23 protein-coding genes are annotated in these 24,452 nt (G+C 67.0%); 15 read left to right on the top strand and 8 right to left on the bottom strand.

What is annotated here, in order from left to right:
* The first annotated feature begins 1 nt into the window (after position 1).
* Positions 2–826 carry a TIGR00282 family metallophosphoesterase gene (locus ACQR2C_RS18610; protein WP_315804793.1) on the top strand — a complete coding sequence of 275 codons (825 nt, stop codon included), beginning with the start codon at positions 2–4 and terminating at the stop codon, positions 824–826.
* A 9-nt stretch (positions 827–835) separates the two neighbouring features.
* Here the strand turns inward: ACQR2C_RS18610 and ACQR2C_RS18605 are convergent, their stop codons facing one another.
* Positions 836–2,266: a methyl-accepting chemotaxis protein gene (locus tag ACQR2C_RS18605; RefSeq protein WP_434881805.1), complete on the bottom strand. Its 1,431-nt coding sequence runs from the start codon at positions 2,264–2,266 to the stop codon at positions 836–838.
* 45 nt (positions 2,267–2,311) lie between these two features.
* The gene (locus ACQR2C_RS18600) at positions 2,312–4,060 is read right to left on the bottom strand and encodes a methyl-accepting chemotaxis protein (protein WP_434881804.1); all 1,749 of its coding nucleotides are present in this window, start codon (positions 4,058–4,060) and stop codon (positions 2,312–2,314) included.
* 220 nt (positions 4,061–4,280) lie between these two features.
* Here ACQR2C_RS18600 and ACQR2C_RS18595 point away from each other — a divergent pair, with 220 nt between their 5' ends.
* The 7 genes from ACQR2C_RS18595 (at position 4,281) to ybgC (ending at position 9,281) form a co-directional block, all read left to right on the top strand.
* Positions 4,281–5,027: a YebC/PmpR family DNA-binding transcriptional regulator gene (locus ACQR2C_RS18595; RefSeq protein WP_315804796.1), complete on the top strand. Its 747-nt coding sequence runs from the start codon at positions 4,281–4,283 to the stop codon at positions 5,025–5,027.
* A 74-nt stretch (positions 5,028–5,101) separates the two neighbouring features.
* On the top strand, positions 5,102–5,629 hold the full coding sequence (gene ruvC, locus ACQR2C_RS18590; RefSeq protein ID WP_012046730.1) for a crossover junction endodeoxyribonuclease RuvC: 528 nt from the start codon (positions 5,102–5,104) through the stop codon (positions 5,627–5,629).
* The gene (gene ruvA / locus ACQR2C_RS18585) at positions 5,626–6,243 is read left to right on the top strand and encodes a Holliday junction branch migration protein RuvA (RefSeq protein ID WP_315804797.1); all 618 of its coding nucleotides are present in this window, start codon (positions 5,626–5,628) and stop codon (positions 6,241–6,243) included. Before ruvC ends, ruvA begins: the two co-directional genes overlap by 4 nt.
* Before the next feature lie 40 nt (positions 6,244–6,283).
* The gene (locus ACQR2C_RS18580; RefSeq protein ID WP_315804798.1) at positions 6,284–6,703 is read left to right on the top strand and encodes a cytidine deaminase; all 420 of its coding nucleotides are present in this window, start codon (positions 6,284–6,286) and stop codon (positions 6,701–6,703) included.
* Positions 6,700–7,746, top strand: coding sequence for a Holliday junction branch migration DNA helicase RuvB (ruvB, locus tag ACQR2C_RS18575; RefSeq protein WP_315804799.1), 1,047 nt, complete (start codon positions 6,700–6,702; stop codon positions 7,744–7,746). Before ACQR2C_RS18580 ends, ruvB begins: the two co-directional genes overlap by 4 nt.
* An 84-nt stretch (positions 7,747–7,830) precedes the next feature.
* The gene (locus tag ACQR2C_RS18570; RefSeq protein ID WP_315804800.1) at positions 7,831–8,751 is read left to right on the top strand and encodes a metallophosphoesterase; all 921 of its coding nucleotides are present in this window, start codon (positions 7,831–7,833) and stop codon (positions 8,749–8,751) included.
* 56 nt (positions 8,752–8,807) lie between these two features.
* Positions 8,808–9,281 carry a tol-pal system-associated acyl-CoA thioesterase gene (gene ybgC / locus ACQR2C_RS18565; protein ID WP_315804801.1) on the top strand — a complete coding sequence of 158 codons (474 nt, stop codon included), beginning with the start codon at positions 8,808–8,810 and terminating at the stop codon, positions 9,279–9,281.
* Positions 9,282–9,585: 304 nt separating this feature from the next.
* Here the strand turns inward: ybgC and ACQR2C_RS18560 are convergent, their stop codons facing one another.
* Together ACQR2C_RS18560 and ACQR2C_RS18555 are read right to left on the bottom strand one after the other, a co-directional pair.
* On the bottom strand, positions 9,586–9,888 hold the full coding sequence (locus tag ACQR2C_RS18560) for a hypothetical protein (protein WP_315804802.1): 303 nt from the start codon (positions 9,886–9,888) through the stop codon (positions 9,586–9,588).
* A gap of 334 nt (positions 9,889–10,222) precedes the next feature.
* Positions 10,223–10,750, bottom strand: coding sequence for a ParB N-terminal domain-containing protein (locus ACQR2C_RS18555; RefSeq protein ID WP_315804803.1), 528 nt, complete (start codon positions 10,748–10,750; stop codon positions 10,223–10,225).
* Between the two features lie 277 nt (positions 10,751–11,027).
* On the opposite strand from ACQR2C_RS18555, the gene ACQR2C_RS18550 reads away from it, so the two are divergent.
* On the top strand, positions 11,028–12,008 hold the full coding sequence (locus ACQR2C_RS18550) for a catalase family peroxidase (RefSeq protein WP_315804804.1): 981 nt from the start codon (positions 11,028–11,030) through the stop codon (positions 12,006–12,008).
* An 814-nt stretch (positions 12,009–12,822) separates the two neighbouring features.
* Positions 12,823–14,361 carry an outer membrane protein gene (locus ACQR2C_RS18545; protein WP_315804805.1) on the top strand — a complete coding sequence of 513 codons (1,539 nt, stop codon included), beginning with the start codon at positions 12,823–12,825 and terminating at the stop codon, positions 14,359–14,361.
* An 84-nt stretch (positions 14,362–14,445) separates the two neighbouring features.
* Here the strand turns inward: ACQR2C_RS18545 and ACQR2C_RS18540 are convergent, their stop codons facing one another.
* Entirely contained in the window at positions 14,446–16,635 is a 2,190-nt protein-coding gene (locus ACQR2C_RS18540; RefSeq protein WP_315804806.1) for a methyl-accepting chemotaxis protein, read from the bottom strand.
* A 521-nt stretch (positions 16,636–17,156) separates the two neighbouring features.
* Positions 17,157–17,663 carry a hypothetical protein gene (locus ACQR2C_RS18535; RefSeq protein WP_434881803.1) on the bottom strand — a complete coding sequence of 169 codons (507 nt, stop codon included), beginning with the start codon at positions 17,661–17,663 and terminating at the stop codon, positions 17,157–17,159.
* A gap of 450 nt (positions 17,664–18,113) precedes the next feature.
* On the opposite strand from ACQR2C_RS18535, the gene ACQR2C_RS18530 reads away from it, so the two are divergent.
* From ACQR2C_RS18530 to ACQR2C_RS18515, 4 genes are all read left to right on the top strand, one after another.
* Complete coding sequence (locus ACQR2C_RS18530) at positions 18,114–19,133, top strand: helix-turn-helix domain-containing protein (protein ID WP_434881802.1); 1,020 nt, start codon at positions 18,114–18,116, stop codon at positions 19,131–19,133.
* A 147-nt stretch (positions 19,134–19,280) separates the two neighbouring features.
* Positions 19,281–20,798: an aldehyde dehydrogenase gene (adh, locus tag ACQR2C_RS18525; RefSeq protein WP_315804808.1), complete on the top strand. Its 1,518-nt coding sequence runs from the start codon at positions 19,281–19,283 to the stop codon at positions 20,796–20,798.
* A 443-nt stretch (positions 20,799–21,241) separates the two neighbouring features.
* Positions 21,242–21,763, top strand: a complete 522-nt coding sequence (locus ACQR2C_RS18520; protein WP_434881801.1) for a PAS domain-containing protein — start codon at positions 21,242–21,244, stop codon at positions 21,761–21,763.
* Positions 21,741–23,051 carry a methyl-accepting chemotaxis protein gene (locus tag ACQR2C_RS18515; protein WP_315804846.1) on the top strand — a complete coding sequence of 437 codons (1,311 nt, stop codon included), beginning with the start codon at positions 21,741–21,743 and terminating at the stop codon, positions 23,049–23,051. The genes ACQR2C_RS18520 and ACQR2C_RS18515 overlap by 23 nt, the downstream gene beginning before the upstream one ends.
* A gap of 184 nt (positions 23,052–23,235) precedes the next feature.
* On the opposite strand, the gene ACQR2C_RS18510 is transcribed toward ACQR2C_RS18515, so the two are convergent.
* Both ACQR2C_RS18510 and ACQR2C_RS18505 read right to left on the bottom strand, forming a co-directional pair.
* The gene (locus ACQR2C_RS18510; protein ID WP_434838620.1) at positions 23,236–23,703 is read right to left on the bottom strand and encodes a J domain-containing protein; all 468 of its coding nucleotides are present in this window, start codon (positions 23,701–23,703) and stop codon (positions 23,236–23,238) included.
* An 83-nt stretch (positions 23,704–23,786) separates the two neighbouring features.
* Positions 23,787–24,125 carry a Rieske 2Fe-2S domain-containing protein gene (locus ACQR2C_RS18505; RefSeq protein ID WP_434881800.1) on the bottom strand — a complete coding sequence of 113 codons (339 nt, stop codon included), beginning with the start codon at positions 24,123–24,125 and terminating at the stop codon, positions 23,787–23,789.
* Positions 24,126–24,330: 205 nt separating this feature from the next.
* On the opposite strand from ACQR2C_RS18505, the gene ACQR2C_RS18500 reads away from it, so the two are divergent.
* Positions 24,331–24,452, top strand: a 122-nt coding sequence (locus ACQR2C_RS18500; RefSeq protein ID WP_434881886.1) for a transposase, incomplete at its 3' end; no start/stop codon positions are given.

Below are 24,452 nucleotides of genomic sequence, written 5' to 3'. Positions count from 1 at the left end.
GTTGCGAATTCTCTTCGTCGGCGACGTCGTCGGCCGGGCCGGCCGCAGCGCCGTCTCGGACCACCTTCCAGGCTTGATCCGCGATTGGGCGCTCGATCTCGTCATCGTCAATGGCGAGAACGCGGCCGGCGGGTTCGGCATCACCGAGGCGATCTATCAGGAGCTGGTCGATGCCGGCGCCGACGCGGTCACGCTCGGCAACCACTCCTGGGATCAGCGCGAGGCGCTGGTGTTCATCGAGCGCGCGCCGCGCCTGGTGCGCCCCGCGAACTATCCGGCGGGCACGCCCGGCCGTGGCGCCGCGCTGATCGATGCCAAGAACGGCGCCCGCGCGCTGGTGGTCAACGTGCTCGGGCGCGTGTTCATGACGCCGTTCGATGATCCGTTCGCGGCTGTCGGCCGCGAGCTCGGCGCCTGCCCGCTGCGCGAGGCGGCGGATGCTGTTGTGGTCGACGTGCATTGCGAGGCCTCCAGCGAGAAGCAGGGCATGGGCTATTTCTGCGACGGCCGCGCCAGCCTCGTCGTTGGCACCCATACGCATGTGCCAACGGCCGATCACCAGATCCTGCCCGGCGGCACCGCCTACATGACCGATGCCGGCATGACCGGCGATTACGATTCCATCATCGGCATGCAGAAGGACGAGCCGTTGCGGCGCTTCCAGTCGGGCATCCCGTCGGCGCGGTTCGAGCCGGCGACGGGCGAGGCGACGTTGAGCGGGGTGGCGGTCGAGACCGACAACGGCACCGGGCTTGCGATCAAGGTCGCGCCGGTGCGGATCGGCGGCCGGCTGTCGCAGACGAGGCCGGCGTTCTGGGGAGGATGAGAGCCTGCGTCAGGCCTTGAGGCGAAAGCCCATCCGGAACGCGCCCCAATGCCGCCCCTTGATGACGATCGGCGCGGACAGGTCCTTCATCAGCACGAACTGCCCGCCGCCCATGTCGCGGCGGTAGGTCTGGAGCAGAAACGGCTTGTTGCTGGCGGCGGCGACCTTCTTCACCGCGCGGTCGTCGAACAGCCGGCGGTTGCGGCAGTTGGCGTTGTTCCAGACCGGATCGGGCCCCTGCGGCCTGCGGTAGTTCGGATTGTGCGTCGGCAGATAGCCGCCGCGGGCCCAGGCGACGCAGAACACGATGCGCGGGTCGCTGCCCTGGATCGGGTCCTGGATCGCGGGCAGCACGCGGTCGGTGAACTCGACGTAGCGCGTCATGTACTGCTTGGGATTGGTGCCGGGGATCTCGCGATAGGTCTCGTCCATCAGGTCGGCGAGCGTGATCTCGCCGCGATCGATCGCCGCCTCGAAGGTCGCCGAGATCTGCCGGGCGGTCTCGACGACGGTCTTGATCAGCGGCGCGTCCGTGGTCTGCACGCCGCTTTCGGCGATCAGCCCGATCAGCGCCTCGGAATGATCGAGCAGCTTGGCGATGCGGCTGTCGGCCTGTTTGAGCTCGACCGAGGACTGGTCGACGCCCTTGGCGAGCTCGTTGAGCTCGCTGATCACGGCGTCGCAATGCGCGAGGTTGGAGGTCGCGGCCTTCGCCACGCCGTCGATCTCCTGGCCGACGCTGGTGAAGCCGTCCTGGACGCGGACGATGATGCCGCCGATTTGCTGGGCGCCTTCACCCGCTGTCTTGGCGCGCGACGAGGCCTGGCCGCTCTCGCCGAGCAGGCTCTTCACCTGCGAGTCGAGCCCACGCAGGGTATCGCCGATCTCCTGGGTGGCTTGGCGCGTCGCCTCGGCGAGCGACTTCACCTCGCTCGCGACGACGGCGAAGCCGCGGCCGGCGCTGCCGGCGCGCGCGGCCTCGATGGTGGCGTTGAGCGCCAGCAGGTTGGTCTGCTTGGCGATCGCCTCGATCGCCACCGAGACCTTGGCGACCTGCGACAGCGCATCGCCGACCGAGCCGAGCCGCTGCTCGATGCGCTCGACGGACTCGACCAGTTCGGCGATGTGTCGCACCGCGGTGTCGACCACGTTGCGCGACTGGGTGATGTCGCCGACCGCGGCGGTCGTGGCCGATTGCACCGCCTGCGAGGCGGTGGCGATGTCGTGATTGGCCGCGACCATGGTCTTGGCCGTGGCCTGCAGATGCCCGAACCGCTGCGACTGGTAGCTGACGCGGTTGGCGACCTCCTGGACGTTGCCGGCGACGTCGGCGAGCTCGACGCCGAGGCCCCCGATGCGGTCGGCGATCTCGTCGATCAGCCGCTCGGCGCCGGTGCGCGCGTCGTGACTTTCCAGAATGGCGCGTTGCGCGACCGACATGTCCAGACTCCCGGGCTTGATAGGATCAGAAAATCGCCGCTTGGCTCACAATTTGTAGGCGGTGCGGAAGCCGCCCCAGTGCCGGCCGCGGACGCGGATCGGTACGTCGATTTCGCGCATCATGATGGTGTTGCCGTTGCCCATGTCGCGCGCGTAGCTCTGGATCAGATAGGGCCGCTGGTTGCGCCCGGCCGCGAGCCCGGCCGGATCGTTGAAGATGCGGCGGTTGCGGCTGTTGGCGGTATTGAAGGCGACATCGCCCGGCCGCTGCGGATGCGAATAGATCTTGTTGTGCACCGGCAGATAGCCGTTGCGGTCGATCGCGACGCAGAACGCCAAGCGCTGATCCTTGGCCAGGAAGGCCTCCTGGAACGCAGGCAGCGCGCGCTCGGCCCAGTCGAGGATCCGGCTGCGATGCTGCTGCGGATTGGTGCCGGGGATCTCGACATAGTTGGTGTCGAACATGTCCTCGATCGTGACCTCGCCGCGCGCGACGGCGCTCTCGAACATCCGGTTCAGCTCGGTGCCGGCTTCCATGGCGCGGGTGACGAACTCGCTGTTCTCCTCGTGCAGCGCCCAGAGCTTGTCCTCGATCTTCTCGCGCAGTTCGGCACTTGGCGCATCGAACCGCGCCTGGGCGCCGGCCTTGACCTGCTCGGTGACGCGCAGGCGGCACGGACCGACGTCCTCCAGCACGGCGTCGAGACGCTCGTTCACGGGCAGGCGGCTGGCATCTGGGCCGGTGATCAGAAGGCCGTCGTTGGAAATCTCATAGACCGGCGCATCGATCGTACGTGCGCCCGACTTGATCGCGAGCTTGAGGTGACAGGGCAGACGCTCGCTGCCGCTGCGCACGGGCCGATCGCCCTGCCGCAGCAGCACGGCGCAGCGCGCCTTCAGCTTCTGGGCGTACATGGTCACGGCGCGCCCGGCGTTCGTGACGCGCTCGCCATAGCTCTCGGCCTGCTGGGTGGCGCTGCCGATGTCGGCGGCGCTGTCGACCACCGAGGATATGAACTGCGAGGCCTGGGCCGCATTGTTCGACATCTCGCCGGTGGTCTGGTTCTGTTCGGCGACGGCGCCGTTGACGTTGGTGAAGACGGGGCGGATCGCCTCGATCGCCTGGGCGATGCGGTGGACGGCGTCGGCCGAGCCGGCGGCGTCCTTCTGCAGTGCCTCGATCTTGCGCGTGATCTCCTCGGTCGCGTTCTGGGTCTGCACGGCGAGGGCCTTGACCTCGGTCGCGACCACCGCGAAGCCGCGGCCGGCCTCGCCGGCGCGGGCGGCCTCGATGGTCGAGTTGAGCGCGAGCAGGGTGGTCTGGCGCGCGATCTGGGAGATCAGGTTGACGACGTTGCCGATCGCCGCCGAGGATTCGCGCAGGCGGTCGACGTTGGCCTGGGCTTCCGTGGCGGCGGCGCTGGCCTGGTCGGCGAGCTGGCCGGCGTCCTGGACCTGGGCACGGATACCGTGGGCGGACTGGGTCACCTTCTCCGCGGCGTGGGCGAACGTCGCCGCCGTTCCTTGCGCGGCGCTGCTGCGCCCGCTCAGCGCATCGGCGCGCTGGCGAATGTCCGTCAGCGTCCCCGCCGTCGCCTCGGCGCCGCTGGCGACCGCATCGGCGGCGCGCTCGAGCTGGCGAATCATGCCGCCGAGTTCCAGCTCCAGCAGGTCGAGAATGGCCTTGGCCGAATCGGCATCCGACGACGTCGGCGGCTCCGGCGCGGCCACCGGCTTCGGTTCGGCCACCGGATCGGGCGCAGAGGGTCGTCTTGCAAGGAAACCAAACGCCATGGGGTGGGCCCCGGTGCGGGTGAAAAGGTGCAGAGGGGCGGGATCGTTGCACTTGACTGTGAAGCCATGGTTAACATTGGCTTATGCTGCAGGGCACCCGTCCGGCTTCCCGAAGAGGGCAGCCACCGCAGAATCCACCTCAAATCTTTGATTTTGCCGATTCCCGGCCTATAAGGCCGCGCTTCCCCCATTGATCCCCTACGATTGCAAGAGACCTCGCATGGCCGGCCATTCCCAATTCAAGAACATCATGCATCGCAAGGGCCGGCAGGATGCGATGAAGTCCAAGCTGTTCGGCAAGCTGGCGCGCGAAATCACCGTCGCCGCCAAGCTCGGCACGCCCGACCCGGCTATGAACCCGCGGCTGCGCGCCGCCGTGGTCGCCGCCCGGGCCGAGAACATGCCCAAGGACAATATCGAGCGGGCCATCAAGAAGGCGCTCGGCGGCGAGGGCGACAATTATGCCGAGATCCGCTACGAGGGCTATGGCCCGGGCGGCGTCGCCGTCATCGTCGAGGCGCTGACCGACAACCGCAACCGCGCCGCCTCCGATATTCGCTCCTATTTCACCAAGTCCGGCGGCAATCTCGGCGAAACGGGTTCGGTCTCGTTCATGTTCGACCGCGTCGGGATCATCGAGTTCGACCGCAGCGTCGCCTCTGACGACGCGGTGCTGGACGCCGCGATCGAGGCCGGCGCGGATGACGTGATCTCGGGCGAGGGCGGCCACGAGGTCTATGCCTCGCCGGACAGTTTCCACGAGGTCGCCAAGAACCTCGAGGCCAAGTTCGGCGAGCCGCGCAAGGCGGCGTTGACCTGGAAGCCGCAGAACACGGTGGCGGTCGACGACGAGACCGGCGAGAAGCTGTTGAAGTTGATGGACCTCCTGAACGAGCACGACGACGTCCAGAACGTCTACGCCAATTTCGAGATTTCGGACGCGCTGATGGCGAAGATGGGCGGTTGACGGACGCTTGACCACGTCGTTCGTGCGTTCCGTTTATGTTTCCATCGGTGCGGCGCAAGGCTATCTCTGAACCCATGAAAGCCCAGCCGATTCGCGCAGCCGTCCGCATCATCGGGATCGATCCTGGCCTCCGCCGCACCGGCTGGGGCGTGATCGAGAGCGAGGGCAACCGCCTGATCTATGTCGGCTGCGGCTCGGTCGAGCCGCCGGACGACCTGCCGCTGGCGAACAGACTTCTCGCCATCCACGAGGGTCTCGCCAAGGTCCTGAATGACTTCCAGCCGCTGGAGGCCGCGGTCGAGCAGACCTTCGTCAACAAGGACGGCGTCGCCACCCTGAAGCTCGGCCAGGCTCGCGGCATCGCGATGCTGGCGCCAGCGATGTTCGGAATTTCGGTCGCCGAATACGCCCCCAACCAGGTCAAGAAGACCGTGGTCGGCGCCGGGCACGCCGACAAGGGCCAGATCGCGGTGATGCTGAAGATCCTGCTGCCGAAGGCCGAGCCGCCGTCGGCCGACGCGGCGGACGCGCTGGCCATCGCGATCACCCATGCCCATCACCGCCAGGGCCAGGCGCTGCGCATGAAGGTGGCCGGGCTATGATCGGCAAGCTGAAGGGGCTGATCGACTCCTATGCCGAGGACTTCGTCATCCTCGATGTCGGCGGCGTCGGCTACCAGGTGCACTGCTCGGCGCGCACCTTGCAGGCCTTGCCGTCGCCCGGTGAAGCCGCCACATTGTCGATCGAGACCTATGTGCGCGAGGACCAGATCAAGCTGTTCGGTTTTCGCTCGGATGTCGAACGGGAATGGTTTCGCCTTTTGCAGACCGTGCAGGGCGTCGGCGCCAAGGTCGCGCTCGCCGTCCTCGGCACTCTGCCGCCGGCCGATCTCGCCAACGCCATTGCGCTGCGCGACAAGGCCGCGGTGGCGCGCACGCCGGGCGTCGGTCCGAAGGTCGCCGAGCGCATCGTGACCGAGCTGAAGGACAAGGCGCCGGCGTTCGCCGATGTCGATCCCGGCGTGGTCCGGCTGTCCGGCGCGATCGAGGAGTCCCGCGCGCCGCAGCCGATTGCGGACGCGATTTCGGCGCTCATCAATCTCGGCTACGGCCAGCCGCAGGCGGCCGCCGCCATCGCCGCCGCCTCGCGTACGGCCGGCGACAAGGCCGAGACCGCCCAACTCATCCGCCTCGGCCTCAAGGAGCTGGCGAAGTAGGTCGCCGCACCGGGCGAGCAGAAGGACAACGATCTTCACCATGGTGAGCAAGAAGGACAAGGAGCTGATCGAGGCGGCCGCATCAGCGGTGAAGAGCCGCTATCGCAACGATTGGCAGGAGGTCGGCGCAGCCATGCGCACGCGCGACGGCCGCATCATCACGGGCGTCAACATCGATGCCTATCTCGGCCGCAACGCCGTCTGCGCCGAGGCCATCGCGATCGGCCGCGCCATCACGGAGTACGGCGACCACGGCATCGAGACCATCGTCGCGGTGCGCCATCCCAAGCCCGGCGAGCCCGGCGAGGTCGCCGTGGTCTCGCCCTGCGGCACCTGCCGCGAGCTGATCCACGACTATGATGCCAAGGCGCGCGTCATCGTGCCGTCGAACGGCAAGGGGCCTGCGGCGGTGACCATCGGCGAGCTGCTGCCGAACAAGTACAGGCGCGGCAACGAATGAAGCCGCCTGCGCGCATGGTCAGTCCGGAGCGGCGCTCCGATGATGTCGGCGACACCGCGCTGCGTCCGCAGCAGCTGTCGGAGTTCGTCGGCCAGCAGCAGGCGCGCGCCAATCTGTCGATCTTCATCGAGGCGGCGCGCAAGCGCGGCGAGGCGCTCGACCATGTGCTGTTCGTCGGCCCGCCCGGCCTCGGCAAGACGACCTTGGCGCAGATCGTGGCGCGCGAGCTAGGTGTCGGCTTCCGCGCTACCTCGGGTCCGGTCATCGCCAAGGCCGGCGATCTCGCGGCGCTGCTGACCAATCTCGAAGAGCGCGACGTGCTGTTCATCGACGAGATCCATCGTCTCAGCCCGGCGGTCGAGGAGGTGCTCTATCCCGCGATGGAGGACTTCCAGCTCGACCTCATCATCGGCGAGGGACCGGCCGCGCGGTCGGTGAAGATCGATCTGTCGAAGTTCACCCTGGTCGGCGCCACCACCCGCGCGGGCCTGCTGACCAATCCGTTGCGTGACCGCTTCGGCATCCCGATCCGCCTGAACTTCTACACCGTCGAGGAGCTCGAAGGCATCGTCACGCGCGGTGCCCGCGTGCTCGGAGTCGGCATGACCGCGGACGGCGCCAACGAGATCGCGCGGCGCGCCCGCGGCACCCCGCGCATCGCCGGCCGGCTGCTGCGCCGTGTGCGTGACTTCGCCTCGGCGGCAAACGCGGACGCGATCGATCGCGCCATCGCCGATCACGCGCTGAGCGCGCTGGAGGTCGATGCCGCCGGGCTGGACGCGATGGACCGGCGCTATCTCTCGACCATCGCGCTGAACTACGGCGGCGGCCCGGTCGGCGTCGAGACCATGGCGGCGGCGCTGTCGGAGCCGCGCGACGCGATCGAGGACATCATCGAGCCCTATCTGATCCAATGCGGCTATCTGCAGCGCACGCCGCGCGGCCGGCTGCTGACCACGCACGCGTTCAAGCATCTCGGCCTGGCCGAGCCGAACCGCGATCCCAGCCAGTTCGGCCTGTTCGGCAATGAGGACGATGATTAACGAAACTGCTGACAATCTGCACAGACGCACCCGAAATCGGTTGCAATGATCAGGGAGAAGGGAGCCGCTGCGAGGAGTTTATCGATGCTGTCACGCCGTCGCTTTCTGTCATTCTCAGGCGGTCTTGCCGCGACCGGTTTTTCGACTGCGACCTATGGCGTCGGCGTCGAGCCGCTCCGTCTCGGCGTCACCGACTATCACATCCATCCGCACAACTGGCCCGCTGGGCTGAGACTGAAGATCGCAGCGATCGCCGATATCCATGCCTGCGATCCGTGGATGTCGCTGGTGCATATCGACGGGATCGTCCAGCGTGCCAATGCGCTGCAGCCGGATCTGATCGTCCTGCTCGGCGACTACGTCGCCGGTCATCGTCATCACATCGGACACATCGATGCCGCCGCCTGGGCGCCGGTGCTCGGCGGCCTGAAGGCGCCGTTGGGCGTGCACGCCATCCTGGGCAATCATGATTATTGGGATGATCGAACCGTGCAGCGCGACGGCCGCGGCGCGCCCTATGCCCAGAAGGCGCTCGAGGCCGCCGGCATTCCCGTCTACGAGAACGACGTCGTGCGCCTCGCCAAGAACGGCCATGCCTTCTGGCTTGCCGGCCTCGGCGATCAGTTGGCCTACATGCCGGCGCGCCGCTTTCGGCCGATGCCACGGATCGGCATCGATGATCTCGCAGGCACGCTGCGCAAGGTGACGGACAGCGCCCCGGTCATTCTGCTGGCGCACGAGCCCGACGTCGCGCTCCGCGTGCCGCCGCGGGTGGCGCTGCAACTGTCGGGGCATACGCATGGCGGCCAGATCCGCCTGCTCGGCTGGTCGCCGGCCGTGCCCGCGCGCAATGGTGTCAATCTGGCCTACGGCCACATCCGCACCCAATGCGACGTGATCGTTTCCGGCGGCCTCGGCTGCAGCATCATGCCAGTCCGGATCGGCATGCCGCCGGAAATCGTGCTGGTCACTGTCGGCAGGGAACCCGTCGAGGTGACGTCCTAGGCTGCTCTCGCCGGCCTGCTCTTGCGCTGGCCGTTGAACTGGGCGAAACGATCGCCATGTCCGGCTATCGAGGGCGTCCCTTGACCCATCATCATCTCGACGGCGAGATCCGCGACGGCCGTCACCACATGCAGGTCCGCGTCTACTACGAGGACACGGATTTCTCAGGCATCGTCTACCACGCCAACTACCTTCGTTTCATGGAGCGCGGCCGTACCAATCACCTGAGGCTGATGGGCGCCGAGCAGCACGCGCTGTTCGCGGAGGCGGCAAGCGAAGCCCCGGGTTTCGCCTTCGTGGTGCGCTCGATGACGCTCGACTTCCTGCGGCCGGCCCGTATGGACGACGTGCTCGACGTCGTCACCTGGCCCGTGGCGGTGAAGGGGGCGTCGATCACGCTGGCGCAGGAGGTCAGGCGCGGCGAGGAGGTGCTCGTCAAGGCCGACGTGAGAGTCGCGTTCATCAGCGGCGGCAGGGCGCAGCCGATACCGAAAGCGCTGCGCGACCTGATGAAGGCGGACATCGCCTAAAGACGTGCTAACGGCGGGGCGGGCGGAGGGATGAAGATGCGCCTGCCGGCGATCGCGACCTCGCCGCCGTCCAGTCGGCCGCGCCATTTGCGCCGCGAACGCGGCGACAGCTCCGAGAATAGGCTATTTCAGCCGAAGGCGGCTGCAACGGAGGGACGTGGCGGCCAACGTCGCTGCCATTGGCATGCTCGCAGTGCTTGCCGCGCCCGTCGCATCGCGCTGAGTCGGACGGGCGTGATCGGAGTTGCCTAGCCCGTCCAGCACTGTCCTCCGCGGAGCAACGTGCGGGACGGACACGCGGCGCCTACGGGCAGAACCAGGCCGGTCCGATCTGCATGCAGCCCCGGCGGTGATGGTCGTGCGGGCGGAAGCGATAGCGGTGCCAGCCGGCAGGAGGACCGTGACGCCGTCCGTCGTGGCCGCGATAGCCGTGACGTCTTTGCTCGTGCTCCCAGCGACCGTCTCCGTTGCCGTGATCCCGCTGCGCAAGGCGCATCGGAGAAGCAGCCGCTTCGCCCTCATCTGCCGCGGCGGCCATCGGCGCCGCCGAGGCTCCGACGGAGCTGACGAGAAGGATGGCGGAGAGTGCAACGATGGTTGCTCGCATCAGGGGCTCCAATTCATTGTCGAGGCTGGGTTGTGCCGGTTGAAGGACGCGGGTCGGCTTGGCTGCACGGCAACGCCGCGCCGGCTTTGCGGATTTCGTTCCCGCGAGTGTCGGCAACGTATGGCCACGGGGCGCGTTCCCCACGGATCGCCGCGAGAGGCGCGTCAAACTGCCCCTGCGCGGGCCGGGGTCCAGCGCTGCTGCGCGCATGTGCGGGGATGGACGTGACTGTGCTGAACTGCGACGCGAGGCGGCGGATCACGCTGCGCTGATCCGCCAGACGGACTGCCGCTCAATCAGACCGAGGCCGGGGGGCACTCGCGCGTTGAAACCGTCAGTATCGCCCGCCGCTGCGCTCTTGTTGCTTGATCCAATCCGACAAGGTCCGGGGCGACGATCCTTGTCCGGGGCGCGATGGCTTCGCGGTGGCAGTCCTGTTGCTCCGGTTCGTCGTCTCGGTCGGCCCGCGCGGGCGCGTCGCGGCATGGGCGCCCGAGACGCCTCTCGGGGCCGTTGCGAGCTTCTCCGCTTCCTCCTTCTCCAGCCGCAGCTTGCGCAGCCGCTCCATCTTCTCGCGCTCCGGATCGACCGGCGGCGGTGGCAGCTCGCGCTGGCGGGCTTCCTCGGCGGAGATCAGCAGACCCATGATGGCGCTTTCGCCAAGGGCCTTGCAGGCTTCGAGGCGGTGCAGACCTTCGACCAGGACAAAATGGTCCTTGTCGCGGCGGACGAGGATCGGCTCGCGCTGGCCGGCCTCCAAAATGCTTTCGGCCAGCGCGTCGACCGCGTCCTGCCTCAGCGCCTTGCGCTTCTTGTCGGGGACGTGGATCCTGTCGATGGGGAAGCTTTCCGGTGCGGACACAGTCGAAACTCCGTCGTGGGCGCGCCGTCCGGCGTCAGGGTCGGAGGGGGCACGATCCCCCGATCCGCACCGCGGAGGGAGGCAGACCGGACACGCGCGACTACAATAGAGACATTCGCCATCTCGCCGCAAGGAGCGGGTGACGGGGCGTAATGGCTCCTGTCAGACGGCAAGGTGGATCATGCGGTGAGGGGCGCCCATCGGCCGCGCTCGAAAGTCGCTCGCGCGTCAATTCATGCTGCTATGCTGCATCCCTCATACAAGGAGGACGCCGCTCATGACGACACGCACACTCGTTGCCGCGCTGGCCGGGATTGCCCTCGCGTTGCCGGCCGCTGCCCTCGCGCAGGAGCCGCCGGTCGAGGAGCAGCTCGTCAATGCGATGAACAAGGTGTTCGGCGTGCACGCCGGCTTTCGCGCCAATCACGCCAAGGGCGTCGTCGTCGAGGGCAAGTTCAAGCCGTCGGCCGAGGCGGCGACCTTGAGCAAGGCGTCGCTGTTCAGCGGCGGCGAGGTTCCGGTCACGGTGCGGTTCTCGGACTCCACTGGCGTGCCGAACCTGCCGGACGGCTCCGGCGACGCCAATCCGCACGGCATGGCGGTGAAGTTTCATCTCGCCGACGGCAGCGACATGGACCTCGTGATCAACTCGCTGAAATTCTTCCCTGTCTCGACGGGGGCGGAGTTACGCGATTTGTTCCTGGCGATCGCGGACTCCGGACCGAGTGCGGCCAAGCCGACCAGGCTCGAGCAGTTCATCGCCAGCCATCCCTCGGTGCCGGCGGCGCTCGGCACCATCGCGACGCCGGACAGTCTTGCCGACGAGGCCTATTTCGGCGTCAACGCCTTCGTCCTCGTCAACAAGGCCGGCGAGAAGCAGGCGGTGCGCTGGCAGATGCTGCCGGAGAAGGTCGTGCATATCGACAAGGAGGACGCGGCGAAACGCGCGCCGGACTTCCTGATGGCCGAGCTGCCGGCGCGGCTGAAGCATGGGCCGGTGACGTTCCGCTTCAAGGCGCAGCTCGCCGCGGCCGGCGACGACACCAGGGATCCGGCAAAGCCGTGGCCTGACGATCGCAAGCTGGTCGAGCTCGGCGTGCTGACGATCGACAAGGCGGTCGAAGACAGTGACGCGGCGCAGAAGAAGCTGCTGTTCCTGCCGGGCCAGCTCACCGACGGCATCGAGGCCTCCGACGATCCGATGATCGACATCCGCAACGGCGCCTATGCCATCTCGTTCTCGCGGCGCAATCCGTGATGCCGATGGCATGACACGAAATCGGCCGCGCGCCGCCGCGCCACATCCGGCCGCAATCATGGATGTTTCGCGGCGCGCTGCTCCGATGAATTGCCGCGACGTCGACGAAGGTCCGCCCCATTCGGTGCGATTGCGGCGGCCTTTGCCGCTTTCTCTTCTGATCGATGACGTCGCGCTGGCTGCGCAATAGCGGCGAAACCAAGGGCAGGACTTGTCGACGCGCATGGATAGCCGAGCGTCGGCGCGTCGACGGCGAAGGCGACCGCACAGACCAAGTACCGCCCTCTTCGCTGTAGTGCAATCGGAGCGTGTGGTTGATGTGAAGGCCGACGATCGCGAGGTGCGCGCGATCAGGACGCATGCCGCCGAGCGCGCTCTGCGCTTGCTGTGAGTTCGGTGCGGACGTTCGTCTACTACGAACTCATGAGCCGCTGCGGCATCGCGTCTCGCGCCGTTTGTCGCAATCGTGTCGCGCGCTGCTTCATTTTGCCAGAATCCTGCATCTTGCGTGCAACAGTCAAAGCCGAATTTCGATCGCGTCGGCGTCGCGATCTGCATTCCTTCCGAATGACATTTTTCAATTCAGTTCGCGACACAATCTCACCCTCCTGATGCGGCCGCCGTTTGTTGCGGCACGTGTTCAGGAGTTGTGAGTTCGATGCGTCGCGTATTTGGCGTATGCCTTTGCCTATCTACTTTCGCAGGAAGTACGACATCGGTCTGGGCGACTGATCTCGCCTTGCCTCCCCCGCTCCCGCCGCCCGACGTCTTCGCCTACAGGTGGAGTGGCTGCCATGCCGGCGCGAACGCCGGGATGGCCTGGTCGCGTCAGCAGCAGACGTGGAGCCAGGTCGCCAATGCCGCCGCCGCGCCGGTTCAGCCCGTGCAGCAGCCGGTCGGCAACGCAAACAACCCGCCGGTGGTCAAGCCGCCTGTGGTTGCAAACCCCGCGCCGAACTCGCCGCCGCCGAACAACCCCGGCGGGAACAACGGCGGATGGAAGCCGCCGCCGCATAAGCCGCCGGGCAAGCCTCCGATCTGCGAGCGCAACGACAAGGGCTGGTGGCAGCCCGGCAAGCAGTATCATGGCGACAAGGATCACGGCTGGCCGAACGACAAGCCGTCCTACAAGCCCGATCACGACGGTGGTCATCATTGGCCACAGGTTGGATCGAAAGGCGGCGACAACAAGTCTTCCTGGCCGTCGGCTCCATCCAAGAACAAGGACGACAACTACAACGACGTCAAATATGGCAGCGGCTGGTTCGACAAGCCTCACGACGACGACCATGGCAAGTCGAGCGGCTGGTCGCAGCTGCATTCGAGCGGCTACTCCGACCGATCGGCTTGGCTGCACCGTGATCGGCAGGACGATCACGACAAGCCGGCTTCCGGATGGGGTGGAAAGAAGGACGACGGCACCGACAAGCCGCTTGGCTTCGGCTGGTCGAAGCAGCCGATGAAGAGCGAGCGTGACAGCTACGCCTGGATGAAGCCGGACGACCGGAACGACGACAAGCATGGCGGCTACGGCTGGGGCGGCAAGCCGCACGACAATGACGACGGCAAGGGCGGCTATGGCGACAAGCAGCCCGACAAGGATCATTGGCAGCAGCAGGGCGGCAACTACCATCATGGCGGATGGCCGCATCATCCGGACAAGCCCTGGCCGCCGAAGAATCCGCCGCCGAACAATGGCGGCGGTCAGCCGAACCCGCCGCCACAGGGCAACAATGGCAATCCGCCGGCGCAGAATCCGCCGCCGGTGGCCGGCGGCGGCAACGTGGCGCCGCTGCCCGTCGCGGCCGTGCAGATTCCGACCGCCATCTCCAGCAATGGCAGCGACGTCGTCGGCGGCCTGCAGCTCGGTTGCGACTACCAGATGGACCGCTTCGTCGTCGGCATCCAGGCGATGGCCGATCTCGGCATCATCAACGCGTCGAGCCAGCTCGGACCGGCGCTGACGATGAACACGCGAACCAGCAACCTCTACACCGCCACGGTGCGTGCAGGCTATCTCGTGACGCCTGAGATCCTGGCCTATGTGCGCGGTGGCGCGGCGTGGACACGGACCAATGTTTCGGTCGTCAACACCGCCACCGGACAGTCCGCCAGCGTGGCGTTCAACCGCAGCGGCTGGACGGTCGGCGCCGGCGTCGAGTGGATGTTCGCGCGCAACTGGTCGGCCTTCGCCGAGTATGATTACGCCGATTTCGGCACGGTGACCGGCACGCTGCCGGGCGCCGCCGCGATCACCGGCGGGCCGAACGTCGTCAGCCAGAAGACCCAGCTCCACACGGCGATGATCGGCGTCAACTACCGCTTCGAGATGCTGTCGCGCGGCGGCCGCTGAGATCAGTGGCGGACGCATCGCATCCAACACGATAAAGGCCGCCTGGATCGTCCAGGCGGCCTTTTCGCTTTTGTCGGCCGGCGTTCAGCTGGCGCGCACCGAGGTCAGGAACTTGCCGACCTCCTCCCTCAGTCGGCCGCTGTCGCGCGACAGCAGCTTGGCCGCGGACAGCACCTCGGATGACGCGGTCCCGGTGTTGCTGGCGCCGCGCTGCACGTCGGTGATGTTCGACGAGACCTGCTGCGTGCCCTGGGCCGCCTGCTGGACGTTGCGCGAGATCTCCTGCGTCGCCGCGCCCTGTTGCTCGACGGCGGCGGCGATGGTGGCCGAGATCTCCGACAGCCTTTCGATGGTCTCGCTGATCTCGCGGATCGCGCCGACGGACTCCTGAGTGGCGGTCTGGATGCCCGCGATCTGCTGGCCGATGTCCCCGGTCGCCTTCGCGGTCTGCTCGGCGAGCGCCTTGACCTCGGTGGCGACCACGGCGAAGCCGCGTCCGGCATCGCCCGCCCGCGCCGCCTCGATGGTGGCGTTGAGGGCGAGCAGGTTGGTCTGGCCGGCGATGCTGTTGATGAGCTCGACGACGTCGCCGATGCGCGCCGCCGCCTTCGAGAGCTCGCCGACCCGTCCGGTGGTGGAGCGTGCCTGCGTCACGGCTTCGTTGGCCATGCGCGCGGATTGCTGCACCTGGCGGCTGATCTCGGTCACCGAGGAGGCCATCTCCTCGGTGGCGGACGCCACGGACTGCACGTTGGTCGACGCTTGTTCCGAGGCGACAGCGACCGTGGTCGCGAGCGACTGCGCCCGCTCCGCGGTCGCGCTCAACGATCCGGCCGACGTCTCCAGCGTGCCCGAGGCGGCCGACACGGTTTCGACGATGCCGCCGACCGACGCCTCGAACTGATCCGCCATCGCGTTCATCGCGTGGCGCCGCTGGGCGTCGGCGGCCGCCTGGTCCTCGGCGCGCTGCGCGATGCTCTGCTTCAGGTCGCCCTGCATCGCCTTCAGGGAGGTGGCGAGGGCGCCGACCTCATCCGCCTGCTCGATGGTCAGGGTCTGGTTGAAGTCGCCTTTGGCGATGCCATTGGCGAATACGGCGCAATCCCGGATCGGACGGGCAATGCCCCGTGCCGCGACCCAGATGAGGAAGATCGCAAGCGCCGTGATCACCGCTCCGACCCCGAGCTGCCACAGCGTGTTGCTGGTCGAACGGCCGCTGAGCGAGGCGTCGAGCTGCCGTGCCGAGGCGAGTACCACGTCGCGCGGGATCGAGATCACGACCGACCAGGGCGTGTCGGTGAGACCGAATGTGATCGGGGCGTAGATGTCGACATTGGGATTGCTGGGCTCGTCGAGGACGGTGCCCTTGCCGGTGCGGACGATGGCGGCGCTGTCGGTCCAGCGCGAGTCGGCCTCGGCGGCGGGCCTGCCGATGACGTTCTGATTGGCGCTGTCGGCGACGACGAGGCCGGTGTCGTTCAGGATCACGACCTTGCCCTTGCCGTCGAACAGGGAGGTGTTGATCTTGACCGCCAGCCTCTGCACGAAGTCCAGATTGTAGTCGGCGCCCGCAACGCCGCGGAATTTGCCGTCGATCATGACGGGCACCGACATCGTGGCCAGGAACACCGGCTTGCCCTGGACGATGTAGGGCAGCGGCCCGAGAATGTTCTCCTTCCCGGTGGTGCTCGGGTTGATGTACCAGGCGCCCTTCACGAGGCCATTCTGATGGCGCTCGCTGCTGTCGTACTCGACCAGCGGCTGGACGGCGATCGCGCCGCCGGCGCTTCGCGTCCAGTAAGGGAGAAAGCGGCCGGTGTGATCGGAGCCCATCTCCTTGTTGGCCTTGAAGGTGCTATCGTTGCCGTCGAGCGCATCGGGCTCCCAGGCCGAGTAGGTGCCGTTGAAGGCGGGATTGAGCTCCAGGACACGCCGCAGCACGGCGTTGAGCTGCGCGCGGCGTGCGCTCGCGGCGGTCCCGGTCTTGGCATCGGCCAGAACCGCAAAGGACTGCGCCAGCGTGCGCGCCGCGTCGAACCCGACCTCCAGCTCGGCCTTGATGACGTTGGCCTCGGTGGAGGCCCGATTCATCAGGCTCTCCTTGGTCTGGCGATCGACCAGCTGCATGACCTCGTGGTTGACGTACTGGTTCATGCTCTGCGTCGAGAACAGGCCGTAGCCGATCAGGATGACGCAGGTGAGCGCGAGGCAGAAGCCGGCGATCAAGGCGATCTTGGTCTGGATGGAGCGTATTGTCGCAAAGGATAGGCGCATGTTTCCCTCTCATATTGCTTCGCGAGACCGGCAATGACGTTCGTCGGTGCGAAGCGCGTGCGGGAACCATCCGCAACGGGGATTAACGCGTTTTGAGAAACTGGATTCGTGCGGGGGCTTCCGGCCCCATTCGGGCGAGAGAGTGTCGCAGCCTTGCGACACCCCCGTAGTCATCCGGGGCCTCTGTGCCGGTGCGACTGCCCTCACCGACGGAGGAGGGGCGCTCTCGCTGCGCTTCCCCGGACACCGCTCGGTGCAGTCGTGCGCCGTCCGGTGACAAGTCGCGCACACCGCGGACAACGCGGTCTCGTTCGTCCAGGTGACCTGTTTCGCCGGGAAGCGCCTTGCACCGCCTGGTGCCCTCGGGGGCCGCGGCCGCCTTGCGGCACCTGTCATGGCCGATGCGAAGGGAGCTGCCGTCGAACGAGCCGCGTCCCTGCGTCGTCCAGATCGTCTGCTCGCCGCCGGTCACCGCGGTGGCAGCGGCGATGCGGGGGACTTCGGTAGACATGTGCTCCTGGTCATGAGCCGGAATTCTTCGGCGGACAGACGTTGCCCGGCCCGACATCCGGCTCCGCCGAAGAGTGATGCTGCATGATCTTTCCGTTGTGAAAGATGTAGGTGTAGCGTGCGCGTAGCAGGATCGGGGTGGGCTGCCCGTTCAGCGCGAACTCGTAGAGCCCGTTTGCAAATGTGTAGTCGCAGCCGCCGATCTCCGCCTTGTTCGGATCGACCGTGACTCTTGGCTTCTTCTTGAGGAAATCTACGAAATACTTCCTGATGTCTGCTTCATTGGTCAAGGGACCGTTGGCGCAGGTTGGCAGCAGGACCGCGTCTTTGGGAGCATAGGTCCTGAGAACCGGCGCCGGATCCGTTGACGAGGAGTTGTTCAACGCCTCCGCCCAGTTCGCCACGAGGCGGCGGACCTGATCGGTTTGGCATTGAAGCCGGCCCTTCCGCGACCAGCCCTCGGACGGAAAGGCGAGAAGGAGGAGGGCAGCAGATCCAAGCAGGGCGATGTGTTTCATGACGTGGCCTCGTCGCGGCATTCGTGGCAGGCTCGGTCGGGCAACGGTGCCCTTGGCCTTTCATTCGACGGATCGTGTGATGGCTCGAATGAGGACGCGGACGGGCATTCGCGAGGGGCGTCTCAACTCACTCCACGTGCACGATCAAGCAAGGTCGGACGCCGATGATGCAATGGCGATGGTCAGACTAGCGGGGCGAAGGTTTTCACGTAAAGATAGCAAATATTAATTGATACATCTCTTGAGTGTGTCGGACATCAGCCTTGGATAGAGCAGGGGACGTCGGGAGCACCGCAGCAGGGCCATCTTCGTGCGTATTCTGGTGGCGACCGGCTTCATCACCGTTCCTTGACGCGCGTCAAGGAGCGGTGCTGTATTTGCTCCAATATGCCGCCAAGTCGGGCTGCGCGTGGAACGCAGGGCCTGGGGGAGAGAGCCGGGAGGACGGACATGGGGCGTTCGCCCGGGAATGCCCATTCGGATCGCGTGCTCGACGCCCTCGCCAAGGGCGATGCGAAGCCTGACGACAGGCCGGGAAACAGAGCTGACAGCAAAGCAGACAAGACCACGCCGGCGGTCTCGGCGCTCGCGGCGTCATGGCGCCGCTCCGGCCATCTGCATGCGCTCGATCCTGCCACCCCGAAGCTGCCGGCCCGGCTGACGGCCGCCGAGATCGCTGATGCGCGCGCCCGGCTCGGGCGGCTGCTCGCGATCGCGCAAGCGAGCCTCGACCGGCTGTTCCTGGCGGTCGGGGGCGTCGGCTGCTCGGTGCTGCTGGCCGATGCCGAGGGCACCGTGCTCGAGCGCCGCGGCGCGCGCGGCGACGACGCCACCTTCGAATCCTGGGGCCTGTGGACCGGCGCGGTGTGGAGCGAGCGGCACGAGGGCACCAACGCGATCGGCACCTGCCTGGTCGAGAAGCGGCCGCTGACCATCGACCGCGACCAGCACTACCTGTCGCGCAACGCGCGCCTGTTCTGTACCACGGCGCCGATCTTCGACGAGCATGGCCAGCTCAAGGCCGCGCTCGACGTCTCCTCCTGCCGTGCCGATCTGACCGAAGGCTTCAGTCGGCTGATCGCGACCACCGTCGCGGATGCCGCGCGGCTGATCGAGGCGGAGAATTTCCGCCAGGCCTTTCCACACGCCCGCATCGTGCTGACGCCGGACAGCGAGCGCGAGATCAACTCGCTGCTGGCGGTCGATCGCAACGACCTCGTCATCGGTGCCACACGGGCGGCGCGGCGGGCGCTCAACCTGTCTCCGTCCGCGCTGGCGCGCCCGGTGCCGGCCGGCGACCTGATCAAGGACACGACCACCGGTGGCGACGACATCGACGCCGCCGAGCGCGCCGTGCTGAAGCGCGCGCTGGCGCGCGCCGGCGGCAACGTCTCGAAGGCGGCGAAGGAGCTCGACATGTCGCGCGCCACCCTGCACCGGAAGATGAAGCGGCTCGGGCTCGAGCGATGAACGCGCCGCGACTGTCGAATCGCAGCCAACATGTCGCAGAACTGCGACACTTGTTCGGACGCGCTCGTTTCAGCCTCTGGTCTGTCGTGCCGGTTTGATCGAGCCTCCCTGCAACGCCGTGTGCATCGGCGTGAATGGGAGAGAGAGATGACCAAGGTTGACGTCAATGCGGCGCTCAAGCCGCCTTTCGCTGCGCGTTACGACAACTTCATCGGCGGCGCCTGGAAGGCCCCCAACGCCGGCAAATATTTCGACAACATCTCGCCGATCACCGGCCAGCCGGTGTGCCAGATCGCGCGCTCCGATGCGTCCGACATCGAGGCCGCGCTCGACGCCGCGCATGCCGCCAAGGACGGCTGGGCCCGTACCAGCGTGACCGAACGCGCGATGGTCCTCAACAGGATCGCCGACCGCATGGAGGCCAATCTCGACAAGCTCGCGCTCGCCGAGACCTGGGACAACGGCAAGCCGATCCGCGAGACCACCGCCGCCGACATCCCGCTCGCCATCGATCACTTCCGTTATTTCGCCGGCGTGATCCGCGCCCAGGAAGGCTCGATCGCCGAGATCGACCACGACACCATCGCCTATCACTTCCACGAGCCGCTCGGTGTCGTCGGCCAGATCATTCCGTGGAATTTCCCGATCCTGATGGCGGCGTGGAAGCTCGCGCCGGCGCTCGCCGCCGGCAATTGCGTCGTGCTCAAGCCGGCCGAGCAGACGCCGGCCTCGATCCTGGTGCTGATGGAGATCGTCGGCGACCTGCTGCCGCCGGGTGTGCTCAACGTCGTCAACGGCTTCGGCCTCGAAGCCGGCAAGCCGCTGGCGTCGTCGAACCGCATCGCCAAGATCGCCTTCACCGGCGAGACCTCGACGGGGCGCCTGATCATGCAATACGCCTCGCAGAACCTGATCCCGGTGACGCTGGAGCTCGGCGGCAAGTCGCCCAACATCTTCTTCAAGGACGTCTGCGCCGAAGATGACGACTTTCTCGACAAGGCGATCGAAGGCTTCGTGATGTTCGCGCTCAACCAGGGCGAGGTCTGCACCTGCCCGAGCCGCGCGCTCATTCACGAGTCGATCTACGAGCGCTTCATGGAGCGCGCGCTGCAGCGCGTCGGGGCGATCGTGCAGGGCAGCCCGCTCGATCCGGCGACGATGATCGGCGCGCAGGCCTCCTCCGAGCAGATGTCCAAGATCCTGTCCTACATCGACATCGGCAAGCAGGAGGGCGCGCAGCTCCTGATCGGCGGCGAGCGCAATGTGCTCGGCGGCGATCTCGCCGGCGGCTACTACGTCAAGCCGACGGTGTTCAAGGGGCACAACAAGATGCGCGTGTTCCAGGAGGAGATCTTCGGACCCGTGGTCTCGGTCACGACCTTCAAGACCGAGGACGAGGCGCTGGCGATCGCCAACGACACGCTCTACGGCCTGGGTGCCGGCGTGTGGAGCCGCGACGCCAACACCTGCTACCGCTTCGGCCGCAACATCCAGGCGGGGCGCGTCTGGACCAACTGCTATCACGCCTACCCGGCGCATGCGGCATTCGGCGGCTACAAGCAGTCCGGCGTCGGACGCGAGACCCACAAGGTGATGCTCGACCACTACCAGCAGACCAAGAACATGCTGGTCAGCTATAGCCCGAAGAAGCTCGGCTTCTTCTGAGGCAGGGGGCGCCGGGCCGGTCGGGCATGAGCGCCCCGACCGGCCCGTGCGCGTCTCATGAGGTTGCGGGGCGTCACGTACGCACCTCCTGGTCCTTGTGCCACATCTTCCAACAAGGCGACGGCCGACGCGATCCTCCGGCCAGCGGTCCGCACCGATCGCCGGCCATCGAGCCGGCGCGCCCCGTCCCCGCCGCGGGCGCCACCTGTATTCTGGCGGGGGCTCCCAGTTAACGCGATGTTTCACAGTTAACGTCAGATTGAGGCCGGGAGGCGGACAGCCTTCTCCTGGGCCCGGCGAAAGCCGGCCGATGGGGTCCTGGCGACACCTGGCCGCACGCCGGGCGGCGCCGGTTGTGCCCGCGCGTCGACCGGACCGGCCGTACGTGCGAGGCCATCCCGTCTGTCCGCCCCGCAACGTGATGACCGCAAGGAGGACCAGCCATGGCCCACATTGTGAAACCGACCGGCATCGAGCACATGCTCGGCGAAGAGGATCTGATCGTCTCGAAGACCGACCGCAAGGGACGCATCACCTATGCCAACGACGTCTTCATCCGCATGGCCAGGTATAGCTATGACGAGCTCCTGGGAGCGCCTCACAGCCTGATCCGCCACCCCGAGATGCCGCGCTGCGTCTTCAAGCTGCTGTGGGACACGCTGGAGGCCAAGCGCGAGATCTTCGCCTATGTCGTCAACCTGGCCAAGGACGGCAGCCATTATTGGGTGCTCGCCCATGTGACGCCGACGCTGGACGACCAGGGCGAGATCATCGGCTACCACTCCAACCGCCGCAGACCCGAGCGTGGGCCGATCGAGCGCCTCAAGCCGATCTACAAGACGCTATGCGACGAGGAGGCGCGCCACGCCAATGCCAAGGACGGCCTGCGCGCAAGCTTTGACCTGATGGTCGCGGCGATCAAACAACAAGGCGTTGAATATGATGAGTTCGTGCTCTCTCTCTAAGGCCCAGATCGCGATCGCGGCCGCGGCGCTGCTGGCACTCGGCGGGCTGGCCTGGCTCGTCGTCGCCGGCGCGACCCCGCCCGCCGCAGGCGGAGCGCTGCTCATCGCTGTTGCGCTGCTGCTCGGCCTTGGCTTGTGGCAACTGCGGGTGGCATCTGCCGTGATCGCGGAGGCGGCCAAGGTCTGTCACAGCGCAGCCAAGGGCAATCTCGAGCCGCGGCTGCTGAGCCGGCGCCAGCACGGCGACATAGGTCTGTTGCAGAAATCGATCAACGACATGCTCGACATCACCGACGCCTTCGTGCGCGAGGCGTCGGCGTCGATGGACTATGCCAGCCGCGGCAAGCATTTCCGCAAGATCATGGTGCGGGGCCTGCCTGGCGCATTCCGCCGCTCGGCGGCGATCATCAACCAGGGCACCGACGGCCTCGGCCGCCGGGTGGTCGACATTGCGGGTCTGGCACGGCAGTTCGGCACGCAGCTCGATCAGATCGTCGTCAGCCTCGTCGGCGCGGCGGGGGATCTCGAGTCCGACGCCGGCCACGTCGCGACGGCCGCGACGGAAACCAGCCGCCGCACCGAGGATGTGATCGCGGCTTCGGGGCGCGCGTCGTCCAATGTGCAGACGGCGGCGGGCGCGGCGGATCAGCTCGCGTCCTCGATCGCCGAAATCGGCCGGCAGGTCTCACGCTCCACCGAAAGCGCGGGGCGTGCGGTCGGTGAGGCCAACCGTGCCGGCGGCGAGATCCGCGAGCTTGCCGATGCGGCGGTCCGGATCGGTGACGTGGTCAAGCTGATCAGCGAGATCGCTGAACAGACCAACCTCCTGGCGCTGAATGCGTCGATCGAGGCGGCGCGGGCCGGCGATGCCGGGCGCGGCTTTTCCGTCGTTGCGGCCGAGGTCAAGAGTCTCGCCGACCAGACCGCCAAGGCGACCGAGGAGATCAGCGCCAAGGTCAACGAGATGCAGCACTCGACCTCGACGTCGGTCGCGGCGGTCGAGGCGATCGCGCGGACGATCGCCGAGATCGACGAGATCGCGTCCACCATCTCGGCCGCGGTCGACCAGCAGGCGGCGGCGACGCAGAACATCGCGCACAACGTTCAGGAAGCCTCGTCCGGCACGGCACGGGTCGCGTCAGACGTCGGCGCGATCAGCAGCGCTGCCGCCGACACCGGCCGGATCGCATCGCGAGTCAACAATGCCTCCGAGCGGGTCCATGGCGAGGTCGAGACGCTGCGTCGCGAGGTCGACCAGTTCATGAAGCGGCTGATGGCCACGGGATAGCCTGGAGTTGCGCGTCGTCACGCGCGCACCACCGGGCCCGTGCGCCCCATCTTGCGGCAACGCGACGTCCGTCTGACGGCCAGTCGCACGAAAGCGTCCGGCCGGCGCGGGCGCCGGCTTGGATCCCGCTCTTGGCTCACTCAGCCCATTTCGTGGCTGTCGGCCGCTTCATCGCCAGCGATCTTCAGCCCAACTGTGCCAGCAGCGCATCGCGCGCTTCGGAAATGCGCCGATAAAGGTCATTGCTGCCGCCGGCGTCAGGATGTGCGGTCTTGGCCAGCCGGCGGAACGCATCCTTGATGTGCGTAGCCGTCAGCGTGCCCTGCAGGGGCAGCTCGAGGACCGCGCGAAAGGCGTCGTCGTTCCGGTCGCGTGCGAGCCGATCCCACAGGGCGCGACGCGCGGCCCGCGCCTCGATGCGCAACGCATCCTGATCCTGTCGCCAGCGTCGTTGTGACATGACGAGGCAGGCACCGAACACGACCCGGCCCTGCGTCTCCAGCTCGTCGAAGCTGAACGGCCCGACGGCGTCGTAGGGCGGCGCGAGCTGCGCGAGCCGGCCCGTTGCACCTTCGACAATGGCGCCGAGCCGGACCGTGTCGACGATCCCCACCGAGCCATTCCAGATCACCCAGTCCGCGGCGCCCGTCATGCTGCTGAACTCGTCGATATGGCGTCCGTTCGCAGCACGGACAGGGAAGTGCCTCGCGGTTGCTCTCGTCTTCGATGTGCCGATCAAGCCGGAGCACGCGCCGGCTTGATCGGACCGACATCGACCTGGATCTCGCCGCCTTCGACCTGCAGGGGATAGGCGTGCAGCGCGTTGCGGACCAGATGCGTGACGCACTTGCCGCTGCCGCCGTCGAAGCCCCATTGATGGAGCGGGCAGGTGATCGTCTTGCCGTCGAACGTCGCCTCCGTCAGCGGCACGTCGGCATGCGGGCAACGGCCGCGAAAGGCCTTCAGCTCGCCGCCGGCGGGCCAGAGCAGCAGCACGCTCTTCTTGCCGACCTGGTACAGGCCCATGCCGCCTTCGGCCATGGCGGTTGTCGGACAGACTGCGGTGAAAGCCATCGGATCGCCTGCTGATTGATGCCGTCAGGCAGGCCCACGCAAGTTCCGGACCAGCGGGGAGGGCGATCTGCACCGCCCGATCAAGTGGATCATTGTCGCAAATGCGACAGACGTGGACTGCCATGCTGATTGTCGTGACGCCCGTGGACTGCACCCCTCAAGTGAGACACGATAATCTCAGTGACAGGCATTCCGAGGATGACCTGTGGCAGCAAGAGGGAAGACCCGTCGGTTTCCGACGGCTTATAAGCTGAAGGCGATCAAGCGTGTCGAACGAGGCGAAGGCGTTCTGCCTGTGGCTCGGGACCTTGGGATATCGCGCAAGAT

It is taken from the genome of Bradyrhizobium sp. HKCCYLRH3061 (assembly GCF_051168015.1).
In the GTDB taxonomy this organism is placed as follows: domain Bacteria; phylum Pseudomonadota; class Alphaproteobacteria; order Rhizobiales; family Xanthobacteraceae; genus Bradyrhizobium.
This window is presented reverse-complemented; position numbering and strand designations above follow the sequence as displayed.

Excerpts from the sequence above, each read along its gene's own strand:
- ACQR2C_RS18605 (WP_434881805.1), bottom strand. The coding sequence starts at position 2,266 with ATGTCGGTCGCGCAACGCGCCATTCTGGAAAGTCACGACGCGCGCACC.
- ACQR2C_RS18600 (WP_434881804.1), bottom strand. The coding sequence starts at position 4,060 with ATGGCGTTTGGTTTCCTTGCAAGACGACCCTCTGCGCCCGATCCGGTG.
- ACQR2C_RS18595 (WP_315804796.1), top strand. The coding sequence starts at position 4,281 with ATGGCCGGCCATTCCCAATTCAAGAACATCATGCATCGCAAGGGCCGG.
- ruvC (WP_012046730.1), top strand. The coding sequence starts at position 5,102 with ATGAAAGCCCAGCCGATTCGCGCAGCCGTCCGCATCATCGGGATCGAT.
- ruvA (WP_315804797.1), top strand. The coding sequence starts at position 5,626 with ATGATCGGCAAGCTGAAGGGGCTGATCGACTCCTATGCCGAGGACTTC.
- ACQR2C_RS18580 (WP_315804798.1), top strand. The coding sequence starts at position 6,284 with ATGGTGAGCAAGAAGGACAAGGAGCTGATCGAGGCGGCCGCATCAGCG.
- ruvB (WP_315804799.1), top strand. The coding sequence starts at position 6,700 with ATGAAGCCGCCTGCGCGCATGGTCAGTCCGGAGCGGCGCTCCGATGAT.
- ACQR2C_RS18570 (WP_315804800.1), top strand. The coding sequence starts at position 7,831 with ATGCTGTCACGCCGTCGCTTTCTGTCATTCTCAGGCGGTCTTGCCGCG.
- ybgC (WP_315804801.1), top strand. The coding sequence starts at position 8,808 with ATGTCCGGCTATCGAGGGCGTCCCTTGACCCATCATCATCTCGACGGC.
- ACQR2C_RS18560 (WP_315804802.1), bottom strand. The coding sequence starts at position 9,888 with ATGCGAGCAACCATCGTTGCACTCTCCGCCATCCTTCTCGTCAGCTCC.
- ACQR2C_RS18550 (WP_315804804.1), top strand. The coding sequence starts at position 11,028 with ATGACGACACGCACACTCGTTGCCGCGCTGGCCGGGATTGCCCTCGCG.
- ACQR2C_RS18545 (WP_315804805.1), top strand. The coding sequence starts at position 12,823 with ATGGCCTGGTCGCGTCAGCAGCAGACGTGGAGCCAGGTCGCCAATGCC.
- ACQR2C_RS18540 (WP_315804806.1), bottom strand. The coding sequence starts at position 16,635 with ATGCGCCTATCCTTTGCGACAATACGCTCCATCCAGACCAAGATCGCC.
- ACQR2C_RS18535 (WP_434881803.1), bottom strand. The coding sequence starts at position 17,663 with ATGAAACACATCGCCCTGCTTGGATCTGCTGCCCTCCTCCTTCTCGCC.
- ACQR2C_RS18530 (WP_434881802.1), top strand. The coding sequence starts at position 18,114 with ATGGGGCGTTCGCCCGGGAATGCCCATTCGGATCGCGTGCTCGACGCC.
- adh (WP_315804808.1), top strand. The coding sequence starts at position 19,281 with ATGACCAAGGTTGACGTCAATGCGGCGCTCAAGCCGCCTTTCGCTGCG.
- ACQR2C_RS18520 (WP_434881801.1), top strand. The coding sequence starts at position 21,242 with ATGGCCCACATTGTGAAACCGACCGGCATCGAGCACATGCTCGGCGAA.
- ACQR2C_RS18515 (WP_315804846.1), top strand. The coding sequence starts at position 21,741 with ATGAGTTCGTGCTCTCTCTCTAAGGCCCAGATCGCGATCGCGGCCGCG.
- ACQR2C_RS18510 (WP_434838620.1), bottom strand. The coding sequence starts at position 23,703 with ATGACGGGCGCCGCGGACTGGGTGATCTGGAATGGCTCGGTGGGGATC.
- ACQR2C_RS18505 (WP_434881800.1), bottom strand. The coding sequence starts at position 24,125 with ATGGCTTTCACCGCAGTCTGTCCGACAACCGCCATGGCCGAAGGCGGC.